This is a genomic window from Streptomyces carminius (assembly GCF_002794255.1).
Classification (GTDB): domain Bacteria; phylum Actinomycetota; class Actinomycetes; order Streptomycetales; family Streptomycetaceae; genus Streptomyces; species Streptomyces carminius.
The window spans coordinates 192,890-209,334 of sequence record NZ_PGGW01000069.1 but is presented as its reverse complement, the minus strand read 5'-3'; the positions used below and the strand labels follow the sequence as shown (position 1 = coordinate 209,334).

General features: G+C 73.0%; 14 protein-coding genes. 2 read left to right on the top strand and 12 right to left on the bottom strand.

What is annotated here, in order from left to right:
- Positions 1 to 635: 635 nt before the first annotated feature.
- The 3 genes from CUT44_RS27970 to CUT44_RS27960 all read right to left on the bottom strand — a co-directional run bounded on the left by CUT44_RS27970 (position 636) and on the right by CUT44_RS27960 (position 2,450).
- Positions 636 to 1,013: a hypothetical protein gene (locus tag CUT44_RS27970; protein ID WP_100204753.1), complete on the bottom strand. Its 378-nt coding sequence runs from the start codon at positions 1,011 to 1,013 to the stop codon at positions 636 to 638.
- A gap of 370 nt (positions 1,014 to 1,383) precedes the next feature.
- Complete coding sequence (locus tag CUT44_RS27965) at positions 1,384 to 1,584, bottom strand: DUF397 domain-containing protein (protein ID WP_100204752.1); 201 nt, start codon at positions 1,582 to 1,584, stop codon at positions 1,384 to 1,386.
- A gap of 11 nt (positions 1,585 to 1,595) precedes the next feature.
- Entirely contained in the window at positions 1,596 to 2,450 is an 855-nt protein-coding gene (locus CUT44_RS27960; RefSeq protein WP_100205235.1) for a helix-turn-helix domain-containing protein, read from the bottom strand.
- A 260-nt stretch (positions 2,451 to 2,710) separates the two neighbouring features.
- Between CUT44_RS27960 and CUT44_RS27955 the strand changes: the two genes are divergently transcribed.
- Positions 2,711 to 3,169 carry an ATP-binding protein gene (locus CUT44_RS27955; protein ID WP_158239676.1) on the top strand — a complete coding sequence of 153 codons (459 nt, stop codon included), beginning with the start codon at positions 2,711 to 2,713 and terminating at the stop codon, positions 3,167 to 3,169.
- Positions 3,170 to 3,237: 68 nt separating this feature from the next.
- Here CUT44_RS27955 and CUT44_RS27950 read toward each other — a convergent pair whose 3' ends face one another.
- From CUT44_RS27950 to speB, 4 genes are all read right to left on the bottom strand, one after another.
- Positions 3,238 to 3,915, bottom strand: coding sequence for an RloB family protein (locus CUT44_RS27950; protein WP_100204750.1), 678 nt, complete (start codon positions 3,913 to 3,915; stop codon positions 3,238 to 3,240).
- Positions 3,915 to 5,171, bottom strand: a complete 1,257-nt coding sequence (locus CUT44_RS27945) for an AAA family ATPase (RefSeq protein WP_100205234.1) — start codon at positions 5,169 to 5,171, stop codon at positions 3,915 to 3,917. The genes CUT44_RS27950 and CUT44_RS27945 overlap by 1 nt, the downstream gene beginning before the upstream one ends.
- 199 nt (positions 5,172 to 5,370) lie before the next feature.
- On the bottom strand, positions 5,371 to 6,639 hold the full coding sequence (gene tyrS, locus CUT44_RS27940) for a tyrosine--tRNA ligase (protein ID WP_100205233.1): 1,269 nt from the start codon (positions 6,637 to 6,639) through the stop codon (positions 5,371 to 5,373).
- A gap of 156 nt (positions 6,640 to 6,795) precedes the next feature.
- Complete coding sequence (gene speB, locus CUT44_RS27935) at positions 6,796 to 7,833, bottom strand: agmatinase (protein ID WP_100204749.1); 1,038 nt, start codon at positions 7,831 to 7,833, stop codon at positions 6,796 to 6,798.
- 150 nt (positions 7,834 to 7,983) lie between these two features.
- Here speB and CUT44_RS27930 point away from each other — a divergent pair, with 150 nt between their 5' ends.
- Entirely contained in the window at positions 7,984 to 8,781 is a 798-nt protein-coding gene (locus tag CUT44_RS27930) for a phosphatase (RefSeq protein ID WP_100204748.1), read from the top strand.
- Between the two features lie 246 nt (positions 8,782 to 9,027).
- Here CUT44_RS27930 and CUT44_RS27925 read toward each other — a convergent pair whose 3' ends face one another.
- From CUT44_RS27925 to CUT44_RS27905, 5 genes are all read right to left on the bottom strand, one after another.
- On the bottom strand, positions 9,028 to 9,534 hold the full coding sequence (locus tag CUT44_RS27925) for an acyl-CoA thioesterase (protein WP_100204747.1): 507 nt from the start codon (positions 9,532 to 9,534) through the stop codon (positions 9,028 to 9,030).
- A gap of 483 nt (positions 9,535 to 10,017) precedes the next feature.
- Positions 10,018 to 12,738 carry an FAD-dependent oxidoreductase gene (locus tag CUT44_RS27920; RefSeq protein ID WP_100204746.1) on the bottom strand — a complete coding sequence of 907 codons (2,721 nt, stop codon included), beginning with the start codon at positions 12,736 to 12,738 and terminating at the stop codon, positions 10,018 to 10,020.
- Positions 12,735 to 14,564 (bottom strand): fatty acyl-AMP ligase, encoded by a 1,830-nt coding sequence (locus CUT44_RS27915; protein ID WP_100204745.1) that lies wholly within the window; start codon positions 14,562 to 14,564, stop codon positions 12,735 to 12,737. Before CUT44_RS27915 ends, CUT44_RS27920 begins: the two co-directional genes overlap by 4 nt.
- On the bottom strand, positions 14,561 to 15,034 hold the full coding sequence (locus tag CUT44_RS27910; protein WP_233221716.1) for an acyl-CoA thioesterase: 474 nt from the start codon (positions 15,032 to 15,034) through the stop codon (positions 14,561 to 14,563). The genes CUT44_RS27915 and CUT44_RS27910 overlap by 4 nt, the downstream gene beginning before the upstream one ends.
- A 458-nt stretch (positions 15,035 to 15,492) precedes the next feature.
- Positions 15,493 to 16,443, bottom strand: coding sequence for an acyl-CoA thioesterase (locus CUT44_RS27905; protein ID WP_100204744.1), 951 nt, complete (start codon positions 16,441 to 16,443; stop codon positions 15,493 to 15,495).
- Positions 16,444 to 16,445 lie beyond the last annotated feature (2 nt).

The window sequence follows — 16,445 nt, the reverse complement described above, 5'->3', positions numbered from 1 at the left end:
CCTCGTCGGGACGGTGGTCGGCGAGGAATTCCCCGAGCGCCCCGCCGTTCCCCGTTTCATGATGACCAGCCGTCGCCCACCGCGAGTGATGATGACGGTCTCGCCCTGCTCGATCTGGTCCAGAACAGAGGCGAAGTTCCTCGACACCTCAGTTGCCGTCATCGTCTTCGTGACTCCGCTCCCCCACCTGAAGGAGGGGGGCTCCCAACCCGAAGGTTGCGGTCCAGCCCGAACCGATCCCTTTCGGGACGAACGAAAAACTACCACATACCAGGGAAGCGATTCCCCCACCGGCTGAAGCCAGTGGTTCCCTCGCTAGAAGACTGATGGAATCAGAGTATCTGATTCCTCCACTTCAAAGTGATCCCACGGAGCGGACGGAAAGAGGCGCGGTCCGGAGAGCCAGGCATTCTCTCCGGACCGCGCCGCATCGGGCCGCGGCGTCACGGGTGACGGTGGCCAGTACCCCCCACAGGACCGGCTTTCCTGACCCGCTCGCTCGTTCGGCCCCGTCCCGCGGCGAGGAGGGTTGCCGCGGGACCGCCGGGACGCTCGCACCACCCGTCCGGGGTGCACGGCGTACCGGCCGTTCGGGAGAGGTCCCGGGAGAGGCCGGCCCCGGGACCCGGGAGATCTCAGAAGGCGAGGACCTCCTCGCTCCCGAAGCCCTCCGGGTTCTCCCCACAGAACCCGTCGGGAGCTCGGCCGGGGGCGGCGGCCGGGTGTCCGGCGCCGCGCCCGGCAGTACTGGCCATCGTGACGTGAAGCGTCCGGCGGGCGGTCCCCACGGTGTCCACGGCACGCCCGGTGTCCGGACCGGCACAGACGATCTCTCCCGGTCCGGCCGCGCGTTCCGCGTGTCCCGCGCCCGCCGGGCGCTCCGCCACGGCGGTGAACTCCGGTGCCGGCGGCCCGGGCAGTGGCCGTACCGCGAGCACCGCGCCGTACAGCGGGGCCAGCGCCCCTACCGTCAGCGCGCCGCCCACGAGGGCACACCTCACCGAGTACCGCATGACACGTCCTTCCGTTCTCCGTCGGGTGTAACGGATAGCGAACGTGAGTCTGTCGAGAACCGGCGCCGAATGCATCTTGAGCGATCATTTTAAGTAACGTTGTGTGTTAAACCAGAAGCGCCGCGTGATGCCCCAGGCTTCCGGGACATCAGGACACACACGCTGACCACCAGCGACGTTATGACCCGTCACATCGGGAGTACCCGAAACGCCTCGCAACCGGTCCGATACGTCCCGCACCGAAGACGGCCGAAACCCATACGCCGGAGCCGCCGTATGACGGGTTTCAGGCCTGCTCGGCAGCCGTCTCCGAGGACTGGGGGTTGCAGAAGCAACAACCCGGAGCGGCTGCCCGGTCACGGCGCCGCGCTCAGTCCGCCAAGTGGTCGAACTCCCCGGCCCCAGCACCCGCGAGGAACGCGGCAAGCTCCGCCCGGCTCACCGACAGGACGAGTCCCGGCTCGTCGCCCTCCCGTATCAGGAGCGCGTCACCGTGCCGCGCGACCTCCACACAGTTCGGGCCGTTGGCCCCCGAGAAAGACGACTTCTGCCACTGAACAGGTGCGTCCATGCTTCTACTCCTCACAGCTTCCGTGCGATGTCGTGGATGAACTGCCGCGACTCTTCCCTGCCGAGCGAGACTCCCTCCGCGATGTCCAGCAGAGTCCGGTACCTCTGCAACTCAGCCTCCGCGTCCAGGTGCATGCCGCCAAGAGGGCCGTCCACCTGAACGGTGTCCAGTTGCGGGACCACACCGGCCGCATAGAGAAGCGGCTGAGTGACCTCGATGAAGTCCTCGCAGGTGAACGGGATCACCCGCACCGTCACGATTGGATTGGCCGACGCCTCCAGCAGATGTTCGAGCTGCGCCCGGGCCACGTCCCGGCCGCCGAATCGCATCCGCAGCGCCGCCTCATGAATGATCGCCTCACATACCGGAGGGTCCTCTCCTCCGAGAACGGACTGTCTCTTCAGCCGGTGCTCGACCCGCACCTCGACCTCGGCGGACGGGAGCCGGGGGACCGCCTTGCCGAACAAGGCGCGTGCGTATTCCTCCGTCTGGAGAAGACCGGGAATGGAGAGCGTCTGCATGGTGCGCATGCCGGTCGCGTGATGCTCCAGCTCCGCGATGTCCAGGAACTCCGGAGGCAGGACGCCCCGGTACTCGTCCCACCAGAACTGGCCGCGTCGCTCCCGCGCCATCGCGCACAGCGCGTCGATCAACTCCGTGTCGTCGCAGGAGTAGAACACCGCAAGCCGCCGGATGCGTTCCTCACTGACCCCCATACGGCCCGACTCGATGTTGCTGACTCTCGCGTGGTCGACACCGAGCAGGCCGGCGGCCTCCCTGGCGGTCCGACCCGCCCGCTCGCGGAGCTTCCTCAACTCCGCCCCCAGCCTCGCCTGTCTGGCGGTGGGTGCGTCCCTCGGAGGCATAGACGTCAGCAATCCCTTCTCGCAACCGTTCTCGGACCCTTCGCACACCTGCGCCATGACGCCGCCCACAAGGGGGAAATACCTTGCGCAACCTTGTACCGGTACACATGTGCATCTTACTTTCGGTGGGCAATCCGCTACACGCAGCCAGTAAATCCGCAGTGCGGTCGTCCACCTGTGCCTACGGGCGCCTCCAGAGAACGGCAGAGCCACGGTGGCGGGCGGAAGCGGCGACCACATTCACTCGATCAGGGGACGACATGACCGATCTGACGCCCGCCGTGCTCAACGACCCCGGCGACCCGTTCCAGCGGGCCCGTACCTACGCGATGCGGGCCCCGAACCTCCCCGAGACCGCCAAGGTCGCGCGGGACATGGTGGCCGGACTGCTCGACGCCACCGGCCATCCGGCGCTGACGGAGATGGCCCGGCTGCTGGTCTCCGAACTCGTCTCGAACGTCCACCTCCACACCGGGGTTCCACTGCTCACCCTGGAGGCGGCGGTCCGGGACGGCCGCCTGACGGTGTCCGTCCGGGACGGCGAGCCGGGCTTCGCGCCCCCGTCGCCCCGGGCCGGTGCCGCGTCCGACGACGACGAGCACGGCCGCGGCCTTCTCCTCGTCCGGGAGCTCGCCTCCGCCTGGGGCACGGTGCGGCACGGCGGGCCCTGCCCGACCGGCAAGAGCGTGTGGTTCGAACTGCGGGACACCCCGGCGTGACGGACACCGCGCCGCCCGGCTTCCCGTGTCGCGAGGTTCCGGCAGTTCCGGGCGAACAGGGCCGGGGATCAGTACATGCTGATTCCCAGGCCCTTCTCGACGAACTCGTACACATTCGTGTAAGGGTCGCGTTTGTGCAGCGGGAGATGGTCACCGTGCTGAGCGTTCATCGCCAGGGCGCGCTTCCTGGCCTCCCCGTACCGGCCGACGACCTGCTCGGGCAGAACCGCCTTGATGCCGCCGGGCGCTTTCCGGCACTCGGCGGGCAGCCGCGCGGTGACCGCGTCGCAGACACCCCCGAAGGTGCCACTCGCAGGTTTGTGGTGCAGGACGCGCCAGACCTCGAAGCACGGGTGCGAGAAGGCGACCGGGAGGTCGTTCCTCCTCGCCCTGCTCAGAGCGGCGTCCACGTTCGGGTGGTTGTCGTGGTCGAAGAGGCACCACACCTGGGTGCGCAGCGGCGGCGGCAGTTTGGCCTTCCTGTCCTCCCGCCGCTTCTCGTCCCGCAGTGCGACGGCGCGTTCCACCAGATCCATCGGCATCCGGCGCGAGCCGTCGTCCCCGGCGTTGGCGATGTGCACCGCGACGGTCAGTGCGGGGTCGGCCGGGGTGCCGTGCTTGCGGACGATCTCGATGTACTTCGGTTCGGTGACCTTGCCCTCGGTGAAGACGTACACCGCGCGGCGGCGCCCCCTGCCCGGTCTGGTGACGGGTCCGAAAGCCGTCCTCCCCCTGATCCTCGCCATCAGGCCCCCTCCCTCTCCCCCGTGCCGCTGTCCTCCGTGGTCATCAGGCGCCGGGCGATCTGCCCCTCCAGCAGGGCGGGGACACCGCCGAACACCCCGGCCAGGTAGGACTGGGTCAGGTTCTCCTCCTCGCCCGGGGAGACAGCGCTGAGGGGATAGAGGTCGGTGGCGCCCGCCTCGTCCTTCTCCGTCAGCCATGCCTGGCCGGGTTCCAGCAGCCGCTCACCGCTGGGGCTGTTGAGCACCGTGGCGTCGTGGGAGGTGAAGACGAGCTGGGCGCCCTGCGGGTTGGCGTCCTCGTCGTGGAAGATGCGGATGACCTCGGCGGCGAACCGGGAGTGGAGGCTGTCGTCCAGTTCATCGACGAGGAGGACGGCCCCCTGGTCCAGAGCGAGCAGCATGGGGCCGAGCAGCGCGAACCAGGAGCGGGTGCCGAGAGACTCACGCTCCCAGTCGAACGCCACGTCCTTCCCCGAAGCCGATCTGTGCAGCAACCGCACGGTCGGGGCCTCGCTCGTCCTCCCCCATTCGACCTCGGTTCCGGTGATGCCCAGATCGGCCACCCTCAACAGTTCACGGATGCGCTTCCCCTGGCCTTCCAGGAGCCGGCGGGCGGTGAAGTCCTGCCGTGCCCCCCTCTCGCCCTCCGGGTCGATCAGCAACAGGTTCTCGCGGAACCAGTGGAAGAGCGGGGAGAGCTGCGGATGGTTGTCCGTGCCTGCCGTGGAGAGCAGCAGGGCGTTGGAACGGGTCCGCTGGGCGAGGTGGGCGCGGTCCCTCACCCGGTTGCCGGGCCAGCGGTAGACCTCGGGGCGGGAGGTGTCCCGATCCATCCACTCCTGGCGGCGGCCGCGCGGGTAGCTGTGCACCCACTCGGACTCCACCCGCTCCCGGCCCAGTTCGAAGCCGTATGTCCAGCGCACACCGTCGATGACGACGTCCACCTCGAAGAACGAGGGCTTACCACCGCTCCCGGGGTCGAGCGCGAACGCCTCGCGGGGGATGCTCGGGTAGGAGGCCCATCGGGCGTAGGAGTTCATGACCGCGTCGCGCATGTCGGCCATGGCGGTCAGGACGTTGGACTTGCCCGAGGCGTTGGCGCCGAAGATCCCGGCGATCGGGTAGATCCAGAGGGTGCCGTCGGCCAGCTCCACCTCACGGGCACCGGCCGGGTCCCCGCCCGGCGGTACGACGAGCGACAGCTCCTGCTCGTCGCGCAGGGACCGCACGTTCGCGGCCCGGAACCTCAGCAGCATGCCGTCCACCTCACGCGGTCAGGCTATCCGTACCCCGTCGGTGTCCGTGCCCGGGACGCGGCAGCCGACGCAGGCAGATTCGAACAGCTCAGGACGCGTCTCCGCGGCCCCCGCCCGAACCGCCCGCAGCCCGGCGGCCGTGGGCCGGAGGTGTTCCTCCCGCGCACGGCCGCCGGGCCCGCGCGTCCGCCGGCCCGGCTCAGGCGCCGGTGACCTCGACCGCCGCCAGGTTCTTCTTGCCCCGGCGCAGCACCAGCCAGCGGCCGTGCAGGAGCTGGTCGGGGGTGGCCACCGCGTCCTCGGCGGTCACCTTCGCGTTGTTCACGTAGGCGCCGCCCTCCTTCACGGTGCGGCGGGCGGCCGACTTGCTCGCCACCAGGCCGACCTCCGCGAACAGGTCGGTGACCGGGCCGAGCCCGCCCACCTTCGCGTTCGGGAGCTCGGCGACCGCGGCGGCCAGCGTGGCCTCGTCGAGCGCGGCGAGGTCGCCCTGCCCGAACAGCGCCTTCGAGGCGGCGATCACGGCGGCGCACTGGTCGGCGCCGTGCACCAGCGTGGTCAGCTCCTCGGCGAGCGCGCGCTGCGCGGCACGGGCCTGCGGCCGCTCCTCGGTCACCCTCTCCAGCTCCTCCAGCTCCTCGCGGGAGCGGAAGGAGAGGATGCGCAGGTACCGCGAGACGTCCCGGTCGTCGGTGTTCAGCCAGAACTGGTAGAACGCGTACGGCGTGGTCATCTCCGGGTCGAGCCAGAGCGTGCCCGTCTCCGTCTTGCCGAACTTGGTGCCGTCCGCCTTCGTCATCAGCGGTGTCGCGAGCGCGTGCACCTCGGCGTGCGGCTCCAGGCGGTGGATCAGGTCCAGACCGGCCGTGAGGTTGCCCCACTGGTCGCTGCCGCCCGTCTGGAGGGTGCAGCCGTACCGCCGGTACAGCTCCAGGAAGTCCATGGCCTGGAGGAGCTGGTAGCTGAACTCCGTGTAGCTGATGCCCTGTTCGGAGGCGAGCCGCTGGGCGACCGACTCCTTGGTGAGCATCTTGTTCACCCGGAAGTGCTTGCCGACGTCCCGCAGGAAGCCGATCACGGACAGGCCCTCGGTCCAGTCCATGTTGTTGACCATGACCGCCGCGTTGTCGCCCTCGAAGGAGAGGAACGGCTCGATCTGCGCGCGCAGCCGGGCCACCCACCCGGCGATGGTCTCCGAGTCGTTCAGGGTGCGCTCGGCGGTCGGCCGGGGGTCGCCGATGTGGCCGGTCGCGCCGCCCACGAGGGCCAGCGGCCGGTGCCCGGCCTGCTGGAGCCGCCGGACGGTGAGCACCTGCACCAGGTGGCCGACGTGCAGGCTGGCCGCGGTCGGGTCGAAGCCGCAGTAGAACGTGACGGGGCCGTTCTCGAGAGCCTTGCGCAGGGCGTCCTCGTCGGTGGACTGGGCGAGCAGCCCGCGCCACCTGAGCTCGTCGACGATGGCCGTCACGGTCCCGTGTCTCCCTGAGTCGTGGGTGTCGGTCTGGCCGTCAGTGTAGTGCGCGCGCCCGGCCGCCACGTTCCGGTTTTCCGGCGCCGGGCGCGGGGCGGGGCAGGTCGGGCCGGGGGTGCGCGGCGTCCCGCCGCCCGCCGCGGCCGCGGGCCGTCAGCCCTGCTCCGGTCCGTTCTCCCGTTCCGCCGCGATCCGCCGGGCCAGGAGCGTCGTCAGCTCGTAGGCGGTGTGGGAGGCGGCCACCGAGGTGATCTCGGCGTGGTCGTACGCCGGGGCCACCTCCACCAGGTCGGCGGAGACCAGCCGGCAGCCGGCCAGCCCGCGCAGGATCTCCAGCAGCTCACGCGAGGTGAGGCCGCCCGCCTCCGGGGTGCCGGTGCCGGGGGCGTGGGCCGGGTCCAGGACGTCGATGTCCACCGAGACGTACACCGGGCGGTCGCCGACGCGCTGCCGCAACTGGTCGGCCACCTCGTCCACACCGCGCCGCAGCACGTCGGCGGCGGTGACGATGCCGAAGCCCAGCCGCGCGTCCTCGGCCAGGTCCCGCCTGCCGTACAGCGGACCGCGCGTGCCCACGTGGCACAGCGCCTCGGTGTCGAGGATCCCCTCCTCCACCGCGCGCCGGAAGGGTGTGCCGTGGGTGTACTCGGCGCCGAAGTAGGTGTCCCAGGTGTCCAGGTGCGCGTCGAAGTGGACCAGCGCCACCGGACCGTGCCTCCGGGCGACCGCGCGCAGCAGGGGCAGGGCGATGGTGTGGTCGCCGCCCAGCGTCATCAGCCGCGCGCCGCCGTCCAGCAGTTCCCCGGCCGCCGCCTCGACGCTCTCCACGGCCTCGTGGATGTCGAACGGGTTCGCCGCGATGTCGCCCGCGTCGGCCACCTGGGCGAGGGCGAAGGGCGAGGCGTCCTGGGCCGGGTTGTACGGGCGCAGCAGGCGGGAGGCCTCCCGGATCGCGTTGCCGCCGAAGCGGGCGCCGGGCCGGTAGGAGACGCCGGAGTCGAAGGGCACGCCGACGACGGCGACGTCGGCGCGGCCGCCCACCTCGTCCAGCCGGGGCAGCCGGGCGAAGGTGGCCGGGCCCGCGAAGCGCGGTACGCGGGAGGAGTCGACGGGGCCGCGGGGCTGCCGCTCATCGGCGCCGGTACCGGTGCCGGTATCGGTGTTCGTGCCGGTGTTGGGGGGGTTGCTCATGCGGCCGAGCCTAGGAAGCGGCCGACCGGCGGGCACCTGTCCGGATGCCACAGTCCCCGGCGCCGCTTTGGACGATTCGTACAGAAAGCCGGCGGGGCGCCGCGACCGAAGCCGATCGCCCCCACGGGCGGCCCGGGGGAGAATGCCCCCATGCCGATAACCTCCCCCGTCCCCACCCGCGCCGAGCTGATCGACCATCTCGTCCGTACCCGTATCGCGGGCGACGTCGCCACCCCGCGCGAGAACAACCTGGACCACTACCGCAGGCTCGCCAACGGCGACCGGCACTTCTGGCTGGGCCTGGAGCTGGGCGAGCGGTGGAGCGACGAGCAGGACGTACTGGCGGTGATGGCCGAGCGCTGCGGCGTCATCGACGACCCCCGGCACCGCGAGGGCCAGGACACCATCGACCCGGAGCTGACGCTCGCCGCCCTGGACCGGGCCGCGGCCCAGCTCCGCAAGTCGGCGGAGGCCGGGCACCGGGTGCTGTTCGCCACCGGCCACCCGGGCGCGCTGATCGACCTGCACAGCCGGGTGGCGAACGCGCTGCGGCTGGCCGGGTGCGAGATCGTGCGGGTGCCGCTGGGGCTGATCGCCGACCAGGGCGTGGTGGTGCAGCTCGCGGACATCGCGATGCACGAGCGCGGGGCGTCGCTGTGGCACACCCACTCCCCCGAGCCGATGACGGCGATCCTGGACGCGCTGGAGCGGGAGGGCGAGCCGCTGCCCGACCTGGTCTTCGCCGACCACGGCTGGGCGGGGTGCGCGGCCCAGCGCGGCATCACCACCGTCGGCTTCGCGGACTGCAACGACCCGGCGCTCTTCCTCGGGGAGGCGGAGGGCACCCTCACGGTGGCCGTCCCGCTGGACGACCATGTGGTCAACCCGCGCTACTACGAGCCCATGACGGCCTACCTGGTGGAGGCGGCGGGGCTGACGCCCGCGTAATCCGCTTGTCCGGCCGACGGGAGTTCGTCGTGTACGGCTTCACCGGGACCGGTGGCTCGCCGGCGGCCACCCTGACGCTGCGGTACGGCGGGCGGGCGGTACGGGCCGCGTGCCGGACGGCGGGGTCGGAGCGGGCCGTGCCCGTCGGGCCGGTGCCGCCGGGGCGGTGGCCCGTGCTGTTCCGGGAACCGCACGGGTAGCGGCACCGCCCCCGGGCGGGCACCGGGCCCGTGGCAGGAGGGCGCGTCAGGCGTCGCGCACCAGGCGGGAGAACGCGGCCAGCGACCGCTCGTTGAACGGTTTGGGGGCGAAGGTGGCCGGGTCCAGGTTGACCTGTGTGCGGGTGCCGTCGGCGTGGAGCACGGAGCCGTCGGCGGAGCGCACCTCGAAGCCGTAGGTGTAACTGGTGCGGCCCATCCGGTCGAGCCAGAAGCGCACGGCCACCTTGCCCACCTCCATGACGGGCCAGTGGTAGGTGATCGCCACGGCGCGCACGACCTGGAGGGTGTCGGGCATGTCAGAGCGCTTGGGGTCGTGGTGCCAGCCCCGGGGGTACCAGTACGCCCCGAGGGCGTGCTCGAACAGCGTGAGGTAGCGGGAGTTGTGCAGCACACCGTTGGCGTCGAGGTCCTCGAAGTGGATGTCCACCAGCTCGGTGGCTTCGAACCGGAGCGCCTCGGGGACGTCGGCAGGGGACTCGGCGGAGGACTCGGCTGGGGACTCGGCTGGGGACTCGGCTGGGGACTCGGACATGGTGGGGGGTTCCTTTTCCCTTCAACGATTCGGCGGGGGAACGATACGCATCTCCCCCGGAACGGACCATGCGGACGTCCGGGCGGTCCCGCCGGCCGCACCGTTCCGCGCAGCCGCACGCCCAACTGCCGTCCGGCGGGCCCCGGCACCGGGTCCGCGCCGCCCGGACCCGGTACGCCGGTCGGGAGCACGGTTCCCCGCCGGCACCGGGCCCGGCGTCCTCTTCCCGTACACGGGCCCGGAAGAAATCCGGAGGGCCGGAAAGCTGCCCCGGCGACTCCTCCTCCCCCGCCCGATCATCCTGCGGCGCCTTCCCCCGCGGACGGCGGGGAGGGCAGCCCGGGGCGGTCCGGGCCGCGTGCCGGACGGCGGGGTCGGCCCGGGCCGGTGCCGCCGGGGCGGTGGCCGGCGCTGCTCCGGGAACTGCACGGGCATCGGCCTCCCCGGCCGGTGCGGACCGCGGCGGTCCGCACCGGCCCGGAGTCACCGGCCGCGGGCCAGCTGGTCGGCGACCGCTCCCAGGGTCGGGAACTCGTGGAAGAGGGTCGGCGCCACCCGGTAGCCGAGCCGGTCCGAGAGGTCGGCCTGTATCTCCGCCGCCGCCAGGGAGTCCAGACCGTACTCGTCCAGGTCGCGGTCGGGGTCGACCTCGTCCGCCGCGACGCCGAGCACCGCCGCGGTGCTCGCGACCAACCAGGCCCGTATCTCCGCCGGGTCGAGCCCGGCCCGGCGGCCGTCCGGCGCTTCCCGGAGGGCCGCGGTTCCCGGCGGGGCGGGGACGTCGTGCGGTGGGCCGTGGAGCGGGGCGATACGGCGCCGGACGAGGTCGCGGGCGTAGGCGACGTTGGTCTCGATCAGCTCGAAGGCCGGCAGGCTCCCCGCGTGGTACGTGCGGTTCTCGCCCTGCATGGCCTCTATCCGCTCCAGGACCCCGTCCGCGAGGTCTGCGCTGCCGAAGTGCGGCATGAAGGGCCAGGCGACGGTGTGCAGGATCTCCGTCAGCCGGCCGCCGAGCCGTGCCACGTCCTCGCGCAGCGCCTCGTACAGCTCCGTCTCGCCCATGCCGGAGGTGCCGTAGCAGTAGCAGGTGAGGACGTCCGAGCCCGGGTGGCGGTGGTGGTGGGCGACCAGGCCGCCGCGGCCCGGCGGCGCGGTGTCGTACGGGCCGGGCAGCAGGTGGAAGCCGTTTCCGGGCAGCCCGGACACCCGGCACACCACGGTCCGGTAGTCGACGGTACGGACGCGCGCGGCGATGTCCCGCTCCGCTCCGGTGAGGTCCAGTACGCCGGCGAGCCGGCCAAGGGGGACGGTGAGCAGCAGCGCGTCCGTGCGCACCTCGCCCGTGCCGGTACGCACGGTGACACCGTCCCGGCTCCGCTCGATCGCCTCGACCCGCACTCCGGTGCGCACGTCGGCGAGCCCCGCCGCGACGCGTCTCCACAGCCGGCCGAATCCTCCCGCGACGGTGAAGCTCCCGGTGCGGCCGTCGGCTCCGGAGCCGGAGCCGAGGTCCAGCAGCCCGGTGAGTTCGGCGTACTTGACGAAGTACAGCGCGGGCAGGTCGCCGTGGAGGAAGCCGTAGCCCGAGGCGGTGTATCCGGGTGCGAAGGACTCGGCCATGGCGGTCAGGCCGTTCTCGCGCAGCCACTCGGCCGCCGGCCGGGCCAGGGCGGCGGCGCTGTGGGCGAGGCCGGGGGCGCCGATGTGCGGGAATGCCTCGGCGCGCAGGCGCAGGTAGCGCCGGTACGTCCCGGGGGCGAAGAAGGCGGTGCCGGCCGGACTGCGCACCGGACCGCCGGGACCCTGCTCCAGGACAGGGGTGACGTCCTCGGTGCCCACCCCGAACTCCTCGGCCAGCGCCGCCAGTTCGGTGTAGCGGGGGGTGCAGATGTGCGCACCGAGGTCATAGGGGCGGCCGTCGATCTCCAACGAGGCCGCCTTCCCCGCGACCTCGGGGGCGCTGTCGAGCACCACGACCCGGTGTCCGCGGCGCTCCAGTTCGTGAGCGGCCGTCAGCCCGCTCGCCCCGGCGCCGATGACGCACACGCTGCGGCGCGGTCCGCCGGAGACGGTTCCGGGGACAGGGGCGGGAACGGAAGCGGGGGCAGGGGCGGGACGTCCGGTCCTGGCCGCCCGTACCGAGCGGTAGACCAGCGTGCGCAGGTGGTTGACGGAGGCGGGCTCGAACGGGGACCGGGCCAGGGCGATGCCCAGCCCCTCGGGCGCCGCGGCCGGGTCGAACAGCAGCCCCTCGGCCGCCGCCTCCTCCTCCACCGTGTCGAGCCGCAGCCTGGCCACCGTCCGGTAGGGGTGGCGCTCCACCGACCAGGGACGGGACGGGTCCAGGGCCGCGCGGTTGGCGGCGGGGTCGGCGCCGAGCGGGTGGAGCTGCATCTGGAGCAGCACATGGATGCCCGGTCCCGCCGCCCGGGCGCGGATGTCGTCGCGCAGGAAGGTCGCCGGCCTGTCCTCCCCCGCCGGCCGCGGCAGGTACCGCGGCGGCAGCGGGGGGTGGAGGCTGCCCGCGGGCGGGGTGAACAGACCGCTCTCCGCGACGGCGTCCGGAGGGGCGTCCGGAGAGGTGTCCGCCGCGGGCCCGGCCGGCACGGCGCGGTAGCGCACCAGGCCCGGCCGCCCGTCGGCGCCGATGTGCAGCCGGGGTGCCTGGGAGTGGTAGACGTAGCGGTCGTACGGGAGCGGGTCGCGGACCTGCCGCCACAGCGTCTCACCCCGCTCGGGCGCCTCGCGGACCAGGGCCGCCCGCTGGGCGTCCGTCCCCAGCAGGAACCGGGTGAAGACCCAGGCGTCGGGCGCGAAGAGGCACTCCCCGGTGTTGAGCGTCAGATTGAACGGCGCGGGGCCGCCCTCCCCGCCCGAACCGGGAACCAGCAGCGACAGTCCGCGGGTCGCGGGGGCCGCGTCGTCGGGGGTCTCGCCGTTGCTGTAGCGGACGATCACCGGGTGACGCCGCCCGGCGGCGAGAAAGGGGTGCACCGGCGGGCCGTCGGCCGCCACGCACTCCAGTTCCCCGCCGAGGACCGCGGCATGGGCGTGGAAGAAGCGCCGCCGGGTCGCCCGGGACGCCCGGGCGACCTCGGCGAAGTCGTCCAGCAGCCGCCGGAAGTCGGCGTCGGTGTCGTGCAGGCGCGGGTCGTCCGGCCCGGTCGCGAGGACCAGGCCGGGAACCTCGGGCAGCGCGCTCACGGTCCCACCCCCCCGGCACCGGGCCAGGCGACGGCCGTCCCGGCGAGGAACGCCTCCCGGCAGGCGGTACGCCTGACCTTGCCGCTGGTGGTCTTGAGCACCAGGCCGCGCGGGCCGGTCACCACGGTGTCGCAGGCCGCGCCGTGGTCCCGCCGGACCGCGGCGCGGACGGCCCGCAGGATGTCCCGGGTGGTCTCCGCCGAGGGCTCGGCCGCGGTCTCCACGAACACCACCAGACGCTCCGCCGGGTCGGCGGCGCCCCCGGTGCCGGCGCTCCCCGCGTCGTTGCTCTCCGCGTCGGTGTCGACGGCGAACGCGGCCACACCGCCGGGCCGGACCGCGGGATGGCAGCCGCGGACGCTGTCCTCGATGTCCTGGGGGTAGTGGTTGTGGCCGCGGATGATGATCATGTCCTTGAGCCGCCCGGTGACGAACAGCTCCCCGTCGTGCAGGAAGCCGAGGTCTCCGGTCCTGAGATAGCGGCGGGGGTCACCGTCGGCGACGGCCGCCTCGAAGGTCTCGGCGGTCTCGGCGGGCATCCCCCAGTAGCCGCGGGCCTTCGTCACCGAGTCCACCCAGATCTCGCCGATCTCGCTCGGGCCGCACGGCAGCCGGGTGTGCGGGTCGACGATGCGCAGGCTCGCCCCGGGTTTGTTGATGGTGCCGCACCCGTAGTAGGAGACCGTCGGCGCGGACGCGTCCCCGGGGGCGGGCACCGCCCGCCCTTTCTCGAACTCCCGCCGGTCGACGCGCAGCGGACCGGTGCCGCCCATGGTCAGGCTGAGCGTGTGCTCCGCGAGTCCGTAGGTCGGGTAGAACGCCGCCGGGTCGAAGCCGGCGGGCTCGAAGGCCGCGAGGAACCGCTCCACCGTGGCGGGCCGGATCGGCTCGGCCGAGGACCCGACGACCCGCAGGGAGGAGAGGTCCCACGCGGCGCGCTGCTCCGGCGTGGACTTGCGGGTGACGAGGCCGAACGCGAAGTCGGGCGCCGCCGTGTGGGTCGCGCGCACCCGGGACACCACGTCGAACCAGACCGTCGGCCTCTGCAGGAAGGCCAGGGGGGACAGCATGTACGTCCGGGCCGAGTGGCCGACGACCGTGTTGAGGATGAAGCTGATCAGACCGAGGTCGTGGAAGTGCGGAACCCAGGTGACGGCGACCGTGTCGTCCCCCAGCCGCAGGTCGCTCGCGATGGACGCCAGTTCGTGGTGGATGTTGCGGTGGCTGACGACCACGCCCTTGGGGGAGCCGGTCGAGCCGGAGGTGTACTGGAGGAACGCCGGGTCGTCGAAGTCGCCGGGGGTGTGCCACCGGAGGGGGGACGGGACGCCGGCGGCGCCGACGGTGCCGGGTACCGGTGTGCCCGGGCCGTGCGTCGTCTCCCACGGCAGGTCCGGCCAGTCGCCGCCCGGTGTGACCAGCTGCCGGTAGTCGTGGTGGGTCAGCAGTGCGCGGGCCCCGGAGCCGGCGGCGACGGCGGAGAGCGTGGTGATGTCGTGCCCCGGCCGGAACGGGTTGGGCGGGGCCAGCGGAACCGGGATCACCCCCGCCGCCAGACAGCCGAGGAAGGCGCCGACGAAGTCGAGTGACGGCAGGTACAGCAGGATCGCGCGGTCGCCCGGCCGCAGACCCAGCCCGGCCAGCAGCGTCCTGACGCGTTCGGTGTCGGCGGCCAGCTCGGCGACCGTGAGGGAGCGTTCGTCCCGTCCCTCGTCGTCCACCCACACCAGCGCCCGCCGGCCGGGGACCGTGTCGAGCAGCTCGCACAGCCCGGCCAGGACGGTGCGCTCCGGCGTCGGCGGCGGAACCGGCCGCGGGGCCGTCACGCGCCCGCCCCGGCGGCGGGCGCGGTGCGCATCAGGGGCTTGGCCGCGGCCAGTGTCCGCTCGCTGATCGGCGCGGGAGCGAAGGTGGCCGGATCCAGGTTGACCTGCACCCGGGTGCCGTCGGCGTGGAGCACGGACTCGTCGGCCGAGAGCAGCTGGAAGCCGTAGGTGTAGCTGGTGCGGCCCAGCCGTTCGATCCAGAAGCGCACGACCACCCTGCCCGGCTCGGTGACGGGCCGGTGGTAGGTGATCTCCAGTGCGCGTACGACCTGGAGGAAGTCGGGTACGGCGGAGCGCGCCGGGTCGTGGTGCCAGCCCTGGCGGCGCCAGTACGCGGCGAAGGCGTGGTCGAGCAGCAGCGGATAACGGGAGTTGTGCAGTACGCCGGTGACGTCGATGTCCTCGAAGTGGACGTCGACCGGTTCGGTCACTCCCGCCCGGAGGGCTCCGGACGAATCACTCTGCGGCACGTCGGACACGGTGGGGCTTCCCTTCGCCTTCTCCGAAAGATGCAGCGGCCAACGGTACATACGGCGGGCCGGCCGGCCGGGAGCCCGGAAAGTGCCGGTGACCGGACCGAACCGGACGGCTCTTCCGGACGTCCGGAAGAGCCGGGCACGGGCGGGTGCCCCTTCGTGCAGCCTCCGCCGGAGGCGCGCCACCACAGACAACAGGGACATGACACGCATGGCGACCGGCCGCGGCGCTCTCCGGTCACCGGCCGGGGAAACAGCCGGGCACGGACCCGGGCAGGCGCGTGCGGCCCGGAAGGGCAGCCCGGTCCCGCAGGGACTGCCCCGGTGCCCTCCGGCCGCCTTCCCGCCACGTCCCGTGCGGCTGTCCCGGAAAGCCCCCCGGAGCACTCCGGGGAAACCGGGAGCGCGTTCTCCGGCCGCCGGTCACCGGCCCCGGGCCCTCCGGCTCCCGGTCAGCGCGGTACCCGCACCACGCCCTCCTGCATCACCGTGGCCGCCAGCCGTCCGTCGGCGGTGAAGATCCGGCCGTGGCCCAGGCCGCGGCCGGCCTGGGAGGTGGGGCTGGACTGGTCGTACAGCAGCCACTCGTCCACCCGGAAGGGGCGGTGGAACCACATCGCGTGGTCCAGACTGGCGCCCACCACGTCCCCGGTCGTCCAGCCGCCGCGGCCGTGGGCGAGCAGGACGGGCTCCAGCAGGCTCATGTCGGAGACGTAGGTGGCCAGGCAGAGGTGGAGGGCGGGCCGGTCGGTCTCGCCGGCCAGCTTGCCGGCGAGACGGAACCACACCCGGGAGCGCGGTTCACGAGGCCGTCCGGCGGTCAGGTACGGCGGGTCGGTGACATGCCGCAGGTCGATCGCCGCGCGGGCCTCGGCCAGCCGCGCGGCCACCTTCGGATCGCCGAACAGGTGGGCGTGGCGGGACAGTTGTTCGGCGGCGGGCGGCAGCGTCGCCGGGTCGGGGACGCCGACGGGCATCGGTTCCTGGTGCTCCAGCCCCTCCTCGGCGGTCTGGAAGGACGCGGTCAGGTGGAAGATCGGCTGCCCGTGCTGGACGGCGACGGTCCGGCGGGTGGTGAAGGAGCGGCCGTCGCGGACCCGGTCCACCGTGTAGACGATGGGCGCGCCCGGGTCGCCGGGCCGCAGGAAGTACGCGTGCAGCGAGTGCGCGAGCCGGTCGCCGGGGACCGTGCGGGAGGCGGCGGCGAGCGCCTGCGCGGCGACCTGCCCGCCGAAGACCCGGGGGACGACGGCGGAGCGGCTCCGGCCGCGGAAGATGTCGCGGTCCACCCGCTCCAGGTCCAGCAGGGCGAGCAGGGCGGCCAGGGCGGCGTCCGGGTCGGCGGCCCCGCCCACGCCGGGGCCGCCGGGGGGCGCCCCGGCCGGGCCGGTGTCGTCGGTCATCG

Coding starts and splice junctions, on each gene's coding strand:
- CUT44_RS27970 (WP_100204753.1), bottom strand. CDS start 1,013: ATGCGGTACTCGGTGAGGTGTGCCCTCGTGGGCGGCGCGCTGACGGTA.
- CUT44_RS27960 (WP_100205235.1), bottom strand. CDS start 2,450: ATGCCTCCGAGGGACGCACCCACCGCCAGACAGGCGAGGCTGGGGGCG.
- CUT44_RS27925 (WP_100204747.1), bottom strand. CDS start 9,534: ATGTCCGAGTCCCCAGCCGAGTCCCCAGCCGAGTCCCCAGCCGAGTCC.
- CUT44_RS27930 (WP_100204748.1), top strand. CDS start 7,984: ATGCCGATAACCTCCCCCGTCCCCACCCGCGCCGAGCTGATCGACCAT.
- CUT44_RS27945 (WP_100205234.1), bottom strand. CDS start 5,171: ATGCTGCTGAGGTTCCGGGCCGCGAACGTGCGGTCCCTGCGCGACGAG.
- CUT44_RS27955 (WP_158239676.1), top strand. CDS start 2,711: ATGACCGATCTGACGCCCGCCGTGCTCAACGACCCCGGCGACCCGTTC.
- CUT44_RS27950 (WP_100204750.1), bottom strand. CDS start 3,915: ATGGCGAGGATCAGGGGGAGGACGGCTTTCGGACCCGTCACCAGACCG.
- CUT44_RS27905 (WP_100204744.1), bottom strand. CDS start 16,443: ATGACCGACGACACCGGCCCGGCCGGGGCGCCCCCCGGCGGCCCCGGC.
- CUT44_RS27965 (WP_100204752.1), bottom strand. CDS start 1,584: ATGGACGCACCTGTTCAGTGGCAGAAGTCGTCTTTCTCGGGGGCCAAC.
- speB (WP_100204749.1), bottom strand. CDS start 7,833: ATGAGCAACCCCCCCAACACCGGCACGAACACCGATACCGGCACCGGT.